The 9,846-nt window shown below is 70.1% G+C and carries 10 protein-coding genes; 8 read left to right on the top strand and 2 right to left on the bottom strand.

Annotated features, from left to right (window positions below):
- Positions 1-1,646: [protein-PII] uridylyltransferase family protein (locus AC04L7_RS06255; protein WP_475512702.1), on the top strand; the 1,646-nt coding region annotated here is incomplete at its 5' end.
- Between the two features lie 86 nt (positions 1,647-1,732).
- Here the strand turns inward: AC04L7_RS06255 and AC04L7_RS06250 are convergent.
- Positions 1,733-2,713, bottom strand: a complete 981-nt coding sequence (locus tag AC04L7_RS06250; RefSeq protein ID WP_435996615.1) for a mitochondrial fission ELM1 family protein — start codon at positions 2,711-2,713, stop codon at positions 1,733-1,735.
- A 139-nt stretch (positions 2,714-2,852) separates the two neighbouring features.
- On the opposite strand from AC04L7_RS06250, the gene AC04L7_RS06245 reads away from it, so the two are divergent.
- The 6 genes from AC04L7_RS06245 to AC04L7_RS06220 all read left to right on the top strand — a co-directional run bounded on the left by AC04L7_RS06245 (position 2,853) and on the right by AC04L7_RS06220 (position 7,740).
- On the top strand, positions 2,853-3,440 hold the full coding sequence (locus AC04L7_RS06245; protein WP_299344376.1) for a malonic semialdehyde reductase: 588 nt from the start codon (positions 2,853-2,855) through the stop codon (positions 3,438-3,440).
- Positions 3,370-4,044: a YceI family protein gene (locus tag AC04L7_RS06240; protein ID WP_435996618.1), complete on the top strand. Its 675-nt coding sequence runs from the start codon at positions 3,370-3,372 to the stop codon at positions 4,042-4,044. Before AC04L7_RS06245 ends, AC04L7_RS06240 begins: the two co-directional genes overlap by 71 nt.
- 133 nt (positions 4,045-4,177) lie before the next feature.
- Positions 4,178-4,375 (top strand): zinc-finger domain-containing protein, encoded by a 198-nt coding sequence (locus tag AC04L7_RS06235; RefSeq protein WP_296279269.1) that lies wholly within the window; start codon positions 4,178-4,180, stop codon positions 4,373-4,375.
- A gap of 36 nt (positions 4,376-4,411) precedes the next feature.
- Positions 4,412-5,551, top strand: coding sequence for a glycosyltransferase (locus AC04L7_RS06230; protein ID WP_435996620.1), 1,140 nt, complete (start codon positions 4,412-4,414; stop codon positions 5,549-5,551).
- Entirely contained in the window at positions 5,523-6,845 is a 1,323-nt protein-coding gene (locus AC04L7_RS06225; protein WP_296279272.1) for an O-antigen ligase family protein, read from the top strand. Before AC04L7_RS06230 ends, AC04L7_RS06225 begins: the two co-directional genes overlap by 29 nt.
- A complete protein-coding gene (locus AC04L7_RS06220) occupies positions 6,835-7,740 on the top strand; it encodes a lysophospholipid acyltransferase family protein (protein WP_435996622.1) in 906 nt (301 codons plus the stop codon). Before AC04L7_RS06225 ends, AC04L7_RS06220 begins: the two co-directional genes overlap by 11 nt.
- Here the strand turns inward: AC04L7_RS06220 and lpxL are convergent.
- Entirely contained in the window at positions 7,731-8,663 is a 933-nt protein-coding gene (gene lpxL / locus AC04L7_RS06215) for an LpxL/LpxP family Kdo(2)-lipid IV(A) lauroyl/palmitoleoyl acyltransferase (protein WP_435996624.1), read from the bottom strand. The two genes, AC04L7_RS06220 and lpxL, sit on opposite strands and share 10 nt — an antisense overlap.
- Positions 8,664-8,702: 39 nt before the next feature.
- Between lpxL and waaA the strand changes: the two genes are divergently transcribed.
- Positions 8,703-9,846: lipid IV(A) 3-deoxy-D-manno-octulosonic acid transferase (gene waaA / locus AC04L7_RS06210; RefSeq protein ID WP_475512701.1), on the top strand; the 1,144-nt coding region annotated here is incomplete at its 3' end.

Here is a 9,846-nt window from a genome sequence, read left to right as displayed (position 1 = left end):
ATGCACAGACGCACGCACTGCCCGAGGATCCGCTGGAGCGTCACCGCATCGCACGGGGTCTCGACCATCCGGATTGGGGAGCGCTGCGTGCGGCCCTGGATGTGCAGCGCGCACGCGTGTCCGCCGAGTTCGCCGAACTGCTGGCGCCGCGCCAGCGCGATGCCGCGCCGGGTGCGTTGGCGCTGTACTGGCGCGCATTGCCCGACGGGGGCGATGCGCAGGTGCTGGCGTTGTCCGGATTCGCCGATGCCGGCAGCGCGGATGGCGCACTGCGCGAATTCGTGCAGTTCAGTGGCGTGCGCGCGTTGTCCGATGCCGCGCGTGCGCGCCTGGATCGCGTGGTGCCCGCCTTGCTCGATGCCTGCGCGCGTTCGTCGCAGCCGGATGCCGCGCTGCGACGCGTGCTGTCGCTGCTGCAGGCCATCCTGCGGCGCGCAAGCTATCTGGCCCTGCTCGATGAGCAGCCCAGCGCGTTGGGGCGGCTGGTCGACGTCTTGGCACGCAGCGCACTRTTGTCCGAACGACTGGCCCAGTACCCGTTGTTGCTGGACGAACTGCTTGACACGCGCGTCTCCGGCCCGATGCCCGACCGCGGTGAACTGCGCGCGGAGTGCGAGGCCGCGCTGCTCGAAGACGATCCGGAGACGTGCCTGCGCGTATTGAACGAGCGCCGCCTGGCCCTTAGCTTCCGCGTGGCGCTGGCCGCGCTGGACGGACGCCAGTCGGCGCGCGACAGCGTGCGCCAGCTGGCGTGGCTGGCGGACGAAGTCGTCGGCGTCGTGGTTCAGGTCGCCACGCGCGACGTCGCCGCCTCGCACGGCGTGGTCGGGTCGGGTCGGTTCGCGGTGGTGGGTTACGGCAGCCTCGGCGGCGAAGAACTCGGCTTCGGCTCCGATCTCGACCTCGTGTTCCTGTTCGATGCGCCGCCGGAGGCGGACTCCGATGGGCTGCGGCCGATGGAAGCGGGTCGCTGGTATGCGCGGTTGGCGCAGAAGATCGTGGCATTGCTCGGCGCGGTCACGGCAGCGGGCCGACTCTACGACGTGGATGTGCGCCTGCGCCCGGACGGCGCGAAAGGCCTGCTGGTGTCGTCGCTGGCCAGTTTCACGGAGTACCAGCGCGAGCGCGCATGGACGTGGGAACATCAGGCGCTGGTCCGCGCGCGCGCCATCGCCGGCGATGCCACGCTGCGGCAGGCGTTCGAAGACGTGCGGACGGCCACGCTGGCGCGCGCGCGCGACGCCGGCGCACTGCGCGATGACGTGATCAGGATGCGTGCGCGCATGCRCAGCGAGCTGGACCGCAGCGATGTCGCCCGCTTCGACCTGAAGCAGGGGGCGGGAGGCCTGGTCGACCTCGAGTTCCTGGTGCAGTACCTGGTACTGCGTGACGCAGCGGCGCAACCGGCCCTGCTGTCGCCCCGCGATACGCCCGGCCTTGTCGCGACACTGGCGGCGCAAGGGGCACTGTCGACGGACGAGGCCGACGCCCTCGATGCCGTGCATGCGACCTTCGTCGCCGAAGGTCTGGGCTGCACGCTCGACCGGCGTCCGCGGCTGGTGGTCGAGAACGCGGCACTGGCGACGGCCCGCGCGGTGGTGCAGCGGACCACGGCGGCGCACGGACTTGCCTTCGATCCGGCGTAGCCCTTCGTTCTTTGTGGGAGCGGGCCATGCCCGCGATGCTTTTGCTCCGGATGCCGAATCAAGAGCACCGCGGGCATGGCCCGCTCCTACAAAGAACTGCTTGTATGACCGTTCCAGCGATAGAGCTCCAGGCGGGCGCGCACGTCGGCGGCGATGCGGGCGGTTTCGCGCAAGGGTTCACCGTCGAAGGCAGGCGACGCGTCGGCGAGATCGCGGATGCGTCCGCGCGCGACCAGCGTGTCCAGGAAGCGGCGGGGACGTCCGCCAACGCGATCCGGCTCGAAGACCTGCACGGGCACGCGCGTGCCGCAGGCTTCCGACACCATGTTGACCGATTCCGGCGTGCAGACGATGCGGTCGGCCCAGGCCAGCAGCCCTGCGTAGGGATTGGGACCGTCGCTCGCATCGCACCAGAGCACGGTGTGCGGGCGCGCGGCGTAGCGTTGGCGAACGCGCTGCACGATGTCGCGGGAGGTGCGTCGCGACGTCGTGATCATCAGGCTGCCTGCGCCCGTCGTGTCGTCGAGCGCCGTGGCGAGGCGTGCGAACGCAGCGTCGTCGAAGGCGTAGTGCGCGCTGCCGCCGCCGATCAGCAGTGCCGTGCGTGGCGAGGGCAGGGCAGCCAACGCCGCGAACGCGCCGCGCGCAGCGGACAGCCAGGCGTCGTCGACCGGATTCAGGCTGCCGAGCAGGGTGAGCACGTTCGCGCCGGCCAGTCCGTCGTGCGCCGGGGCGATCACCAGATCCCAATGCGACGGATCGATGCGAGGGTCGAGGATCTGGACGACGCGGCTGCCGCGATCGCGCAGCAGCCGCGTCGCCAGCGCCGCCTGGCGTCCGCAGCCGATGGCCAGCGCGGGCGGTGCGTTCCACATGGTGCGGAAGGCCGCTCCGAACGCGGTCGGCGCGCCGGGTAGCGAACGCGGCGCCACCCAGCGCCAAGGCGCGCGCGCCGCCAGCGTGATCTCGTCCGCGTGCAGGCCCAGGGCGCGCGCCAGCGCCGCAGCCTGCCGCACATTGCCGGCATGGCCGTCGCTCAGCGTGCAGAGGCGGGGCGCATCGGCCATCACAGGACTTTTTCGTTCCACTGGTTAAAACAATCCGTTCCGGGGCGATTGGATGTGGCCATAGTCAGGACACTCTACACTCCCCCGCATTCGCTGGCCCGGCACCTCGGGCTTCCCTCCCTTCCGCTGCAGGTTGCCCATGTCCCACGCCCTCGACGCCGCTTCGCTCGACCAGTTGTTCCGCACTGCGCGCACCTACAACGCCTTCAGTGGCGAGGTCAGCGACGACACGCTGCGCCAGTTGTACGACCTGCTGAAGTTCGGCCCCACGCAGGCCAACACCACGCCGGCGCGTTTCGTGTTCGTGAAGTCGGCCGAGGCCAAGGCCAAGCTGGGTCCGGCGCTGGACGAAGGCAACTATGCCAAGACGATGGCGGCACCGGTGACAGTGATCATCGGGCGCGACGAGGACTTCCACGAGAAGCTGCCGTTCCTGTTCCCGCACACCGATGCCAAGGCCTGGTTCGAGGGGCCGCGCGAGAACCGGTTCAAGCCGGCGCTGCGCAATGCGAGCCTGCAGGCGGCCTACCTGATCCTCGCCGCGCGCGCGCTGGGCCTGGACGCCGGCCCCATGACCGGCTTCGACGCCGGCAAGGTCGACGAGGCTTTCTTCGCCGGCACCGCGATCAAGTCCGACATCCTGGTCAACCTCGGCCATGGCGATCCGTCCAGCATCTTCCCGCGTTCCCCGCGCCTGGGCTTCGACGAAGCCGCGCGCATCCTCTGATACCCCACCCACCGGAGATTTCCCCATGCGCAAGACCCTGCTCGTTGCCGCCCTGTTCGCCTTTGCCGGTGCCGCGTTCGCCGCGCCGGTGACCTACAAGCTCGATCCCGGCCATACCAATGTGCTGGCCAGCTGGAACCACTTCGGCTACTCGAACCCGAGCGCCAACTTCGGCCAGGCCGACGGCACCCTCGTGTACGACGCCGACAAGGTTTCGGCCTCCAGCGTGCAGGTCACCCTGCCGCTGACCGGCCTGAGCGCGCTGGCCGACCAGTTCTACGACCACCTGACCAGCGACAAGTGGTTCGACGCCGCCAAGTACCCCAGCGCCACCTTCAAGAGCACGAAGGTCGAGGCTGCCGGCGAAGGCAAGCTGAAGGTCACCGGCGACCTGACCATCAAGGGCGTCACCAAGCCGGTGGTGCTGGACGTGACCCTCAACAAGGCCGGCGAGCACCCGATGAAGAAGGTGCCGGCGATCGGCTTCGACGCCACCGCCACCGTGAAGCGCAGCGACTTCGGCCTGGGTGCCTATGCGCCGATGGTCAGCGACGAAGTCACGCTGAAGATCACCACCGAAGCGACGGCCGACGCCAAGAAGTAAGCCGGTTCCCTCGCCGACGTGATCCCGAACGCCGCCCCCAGGGGCGGCGTTCTTCGTTGCCGGCACCGCGCCTTGGGACGGTCCGGGGCGGCTGGTAGACTGGGCACCCCCTGTTCTGCGATTCGCCACCGCCATGAGCCAGACCGCCACCGCGCCCGCCAACGCCGAGAAGCGCTACACCGTGTCGCGGAGCGACCTGCCGCTGAGCTGCCCGCTGCCGTCCATGGCGCTGTGGAATTCGCACCCGCGCGTCTACCTGCCCATCGAGGACGCGCCCGGGGGCGACGTGCAGTGCCCGTACTGCGGGTCGCACTTCGTCCTGGCCGACTGACCGGACGATGCCGCCCTTCCGCATGGCCCGCCGACCATGCGCCGACTGACCGTCGTCCAGTTGCTGCCGGCGCTGGAATCCGGCGGTGTCGAACGCTCCACCCTTGAGATCGCCGATGCGCTGGTGCGCGCTGGCCATCGCGCCGTGGTCGTCTCGGCCGGCGGACGCCTTGAACCCGCCCTGCGCAGCAGTGGCGCCGAACACATCACCCTCGCCATCGGCCGCAAGTCGCTGCTGACGCTGCGCCATGTGGCCGCACTGCGGCAGCTGTTCGCGCAGGTCGGTGCCGACATCGTGCATGCGCGCTCGCGCCTGCCCGCATGGCTCGGCCTGTGGGCGCTGCGCGGCATGCCGGCGACGTCGCGGCCCCGTTTCGTCACCACCATGCACGGGCTCAATTCGCCGAGCCGCTACAGCGCCGTGATGACCCATGGCGAACGCGTGATCTGCGTGTCGGACACGGTGCGTCGCTACCTGCTGCAGCACTACCCGCGCACGGATCCGCGCAAGCTGGTGGTGATCCCGCGTGGCATCGACCCGGCGCAGTTCCCGCGCGCCCTTTATCCTGATCGCGATGCGCGTGCGTGGGCGGCGATGCAGCATCCATCGCTCGCAGGGGATGCTCCGCTGCTGCTGCTGCCGGGCCGTGGCACCCGGTTGAAGGGCCATCACGACGCCATCGCGCTGCTGGGTCGCCTGCGTGCCGCCGGCAGCGATGTCCGCCTGTGGATGCCGGGTGCGCGCGAGGCCGGTCGTGAGCAGTATGTGGCGGATCTGGAAAATGATGCCGCACGCACCGGCTGTGCCGACGCCCTTGCGACCACGCCACCGACGACGGAGATCGCGCGTGCGTACGCCGCCAGCGACGTGGTGCTGCAACTGTCGCGCAAGCCCGAGGCCTTTGGCCGCACCGTCATCGAGAGCCTGTCGGTGGGTCGTCCCGTCGTGGGCTGGAGGCATGGCGGTGTCGGGGAACTGCTCGGCGAACTGCAGCCGGCGGGTGCGGTGCCGGCGTTCGATGAATACCGCCTGCTCGATACCGTGAAAGCAGCGCTCGCCCATCCGCCGCCGGCATTGGCTACGATGGAGTCTTACACCCTGCGCGCGATGCAGGACGCCACGCTCGCCCTCTACCACGATCTCGCCGATGACCGCCGACTCGCCATCGATCCCTGATACGTCCGCCCATCGTGCACCGCACGGCTGGCGCTGGGCGCCTGCCTGGGTGCTGACGTTCGTCGCCCTGTGGCCGGCGCCGGGGTATGCGGAAGGCGTGATGGTGCTGGGTGCCCTGGCGGCGATCATCCGCCTGTTGCTCGGCCGTTTCCGGGGCAGCGCGCGCCTGCTCAGCGGGGCGGCGTGGGCGCTGACCAGCGCCCTGTTCGCTGCGTACTGGTTGCCCCAGGCGATCTCCGCGATCGATGCGGTCGATGCGCCCCGCGCATTGCGCGAGGCGGCGGTGGACCTGCGCTACCTGCCGTTCCTCTGGCTGGTGGCCGCCTCCGTCGCGAACGCGCGCGCGCGGCACACCACGTTCACCGGGCTGGCCGTCATCGTGGCCGTCTGGACGATCGACGCGCTGGCGCAGGCGCTGTTCGGCACCAGCCCGTTGTTCTGGGGCCTGGACCAGCTAAAGCACCTGATCAGCGGACGCCCGATGTGCACGGCGGAGCAGATGGCCGGCATCGACCGCCTCAGCGGCTTCCTCGGTCCCTGCAACCGCAAGCTTGGCGTGGTGATGGCGAGCCTGTCGCCGTTCCTGCTGTTCGCCGCTGCCCGACGCCTGCAGGTCGCGGGCTGGCTGCTGGCCTCGGCGGCGATCGGTGTCGTGGTGCTGCTGGCGGGCGCGCGCGCGGCCTGGATCACCTACGCACTGGTGCTGGTGTTCTCGGGCTGGAAGCTGCTGGGCTGGAAGCGGCTGCTGGCCGTGTTCGCCTTTGGCGCCGTGCTGCTGGCGGTGCTGACCGTAGCGTCGCCGCAGGTGCGCGAGCGCATCCTGCTCACCACCCATGCCCTGACCGCCAGCGAGGCGGGCGTGGACACGGCATTGTCCGGACGTGGCCAGATCTGGTCGGCGGCGGGCTGCATGATCGCGCGCCATCCGGTGAACGGGGTCGGCGCGCGGGGCTTCCGCGAAGCGTTTCCCGCCTGCGATGCCAGCGCCGATGGACGACCGGCGTGGGGACAGGGCCCCGCGTACCACGCCCACCAGATCGTACTCGAGGTGCTCAGCGAGACCGGCATCATCGGTCTGCTGCTGTGGCTGGCGGGCGCGGCGCTGGCATGGCGCGCGTGGCGCTATGCCAGGCCGCAGGCCAAGGACCGGGCGCGGCCCGCCATGCTGGCGCTGGCGGTCACGGTATTTCCTTTCAACACCCACCTGGCGTTCTATTCGACGTTCTGGGGTGGCCTGACCCTGATGCTCGCGGCGCTATACGCAGGCAGCCTGCTTGCGCGCGATGACGAATGAGCGTTCGCCCGGCCGGCGCTGCTGGTTCATAGCGCCCGCCAACCTGCTGGCCCATGGCGTCGCACGCGTGCCGCAGGCGGTGCTGCTGGCGATGGGGCGTCTGGCCACCTTCCTGCTGTGGCCCCTGCTGGCCAAGCGCCGGCGGCATGCGGCCACCAACATCGCACTGTGTTTTCCCGAGCGCGACGCGCAGGCGCAGGCACGTCTGCTGCGCGACACCGTGCATGCCACGGTGACCGGGGCCCTCGAACTCATCCGCGGCTGGTACGCCCCCGCCCATGCGCTGCGCGGGCTTGCCGACGTGCAAGGGCTGGAACACGTGCGCGCCGCGCAGGCGCAGGGACGCGGCATCCTGCTGTTCGGCGGACACATCCCGCATTCGGAACTGTGCGCGCGACTGCTCGGCGAGGCACTGGGCGAACGCGTGACCATCGTCGCGCGGCGCAACAACGATCCCTGCATCGAGCGCCTGCTGGACGGCGCGCGGCGTCGCGTGTTCGCCGACGTGATCGCCAAGAAGGACGTGCGCGGCCTGCTGCGCGCATTGTCGCGCGGCGGCATCGTGGCGTATTCGGCCGACCAGGATTTCAACTACCAGAACGCGTTCGTGCCGTTCTTCGGCGTGCCGGCCGCCACGCTGACCGCCACGCCGGATCTCGCGCGCCGCGGCAATGCGGTGGTATTGCCGTTCTGGTTCCATCGCGACGATGACGGTCGCTACCAGCTGCGCGTCGAGCCCACCTGGCGCGGATGGCCGAGTGGCGACCCGGCGCAGGACGCCGCCCGCTACATGGCCGAGCTGGAGGCGGTCGTGCGCCAGCATCCCGAGCAGTATCTGTGGGTGCACCGACGGTTCAAGACACGGCCACCCGGCGAGCCGAACCTCTATCGGTAGAGTTCGCCGCGCCCGTCGGGCTGGCGCTTGAAGCGGCGATGGATCCACAGGTACTGCGTCGGCGCCTTTCGCACCATGGCTTCGATGGCGGCGATCACGCGTGCCGTGTCGGCGGTGGCGTCCGTCGACGGGAAATCCTCGAACGCGGGCGACAGGGTGAGCGTGTAGCCACCGTCGTCGCGCCGGACATGGGAGAACGCCATCACCGCCGCACCGGACAGGCGGGCGAGTTGGTGCGTCGACGTCAGGCTGTAGGCGGGATGCCCGAAGAACGGAACGAACACGCTGTCGCCGCGGCGGGTGTCCTGGTCCGGCGCGAACCACAGCAGGCCGCCCTGCTTCAGGTGCTTCAGCGCCGGGCGCAGTTCGTCGCGGGTGAACATGGCGGTGGCATAGCGCAGCCGGCCGCGCTTGACCGCCCACTCCATCGCCCCCTGGTTGTGGGGACGGTACATGCCGGCCAGTGGCGCGTAATCGCACATCAGGCGCGCCGATATCTCCAGCGTGGTGAAGTGGCCGGACACCACGATGACGCCGCGGCCACCCGCGCGCGCAGCGGCAAGATGCTCCAGTCCTTCGACCCGCAGGCCTTTCCGCATCGGCGCGACGCTGCCCCACCAGGCGCGAGCGAACTCGAACAGTCCGATGCCCAGTTCGCCGAAACCGGCGCGCGCCAGCGCTTCCTGGGCCTGCGCATCGAGTTCCGGAAAGCACAGGGCGATATTGCGCCGCGCCACATGCCGGCGTTCCCGCAGCACGCGGTACAGCAGGGCGCCCACGGCGCGTCCGAGCGGGCGCTGCACGGCCCACGGCAGCCGGGCGACCAGCCATGCCAGCCCGATGCCCAGCCACGACGGCCACTGCCGCGGCCCGAGGGGTGGACGTTCGCCGGGGTCGGAGGATCGCTTCTCGGAGTCGGCCATGACGCATTGTAGCGGTGGCCGCGGGTATCCTTGTCGCCCATGTCGAACCGCACCGCCGAACGCCTGTTGCGCGCCCTCTATTCGGTGGTGCTGTACATCCTGACGCCCGTCACGGTGTACCACCTGATCTGGCGCGGCTTCCGCTACCCGGAATACTTCCAGCGCTGGAACGAACGCTACGGCAGCTACGACATGCCGGGCGGCGTCGTCGATGTCTGGCTGCATGCCGTGTCGGTCGGCGAGGTGAACGCGGCGGCGCCGGTCGTCGATGCGCTGCTGAAGCGGCACCGCGGGCTGCGCCTGCTCATCACCACCATCACGCCGACCGGCTCGCAGCGCGTGCAGGCGCTGTGGGGCGAGCGCGTGCTGCACGTCTACTCGCCGTACGACCTGCCGGGCGCGGTGGCGCGCTTCCTCGGCCACTTCCGTCCGCGACTCGCACTGATCATGGAAACCGAACTGTGGCCCAGCCTGCTGTTCGGCTGCCACGACCGTCGCGTGCCGGTCTACATCCTCAATGCACGCCTGTCGGCGCGCTCGCTGCGCGGCTACAGCGTGCTGCGGCCGCTGATCGCGCGCACCCTGCGCACGGTACGCAGGGTGGCCGCGCAATCCGGCGACGACGCGGGTCGCTTCGTGCAACTGGGCGCGCTGCCGGAGCAGGTGCGCGATGTGGGCAACCTCAAGTTCGACATTCCCGTTCCGGACAACGTGCGCGACGTGGTCGCGGATTTCCGCCAGCATCTCGCCGGCGGGCGACGCGTTTGGATCGCCGCCAGTACGCACGAAGACGAGGAGGCGCCCGTGCTCGCCCTGCACGCGCGCCTGCGCCAGCGGTGGCCGGACCTGCTGCTGTTGTGGGCGCCACGGCATCCGGAGCGATTCCCGCGCGTCGCCGAGGCGGCACGCGAGGCTGGCTGGCATGTCGGTACGCGGCGTGGCGAGCGCTGGCCCTCCGTGGGTAACGAGGTCTTCGTGCTCGACACGCTGGGCGAGCTGATGGCGTTCTATGCCTGCGCGGACGTGGCCTTCGTGGGCGGCAGCCTGCAGGCGATCGGCGGACACAACCTGCTGGAACCGGCCGCCGTCGGCACGCCCGTGGTGACGGGGCCGCACCTGCACAACTTCAGCGAGATCTCCCGCCGCCTGGTGGAAGCCGACGCGCTGGTGATCGCTCCCGATG

The organism is Pseudoxanthomonas sp. LjRoot204_2, from assembly GCF_056175765.1.
The sequence above is the reverse complement of the archived record's forward strand: the minus strand, read 5'-3'. Positions and strand labels throughout refer to the sequence as shown.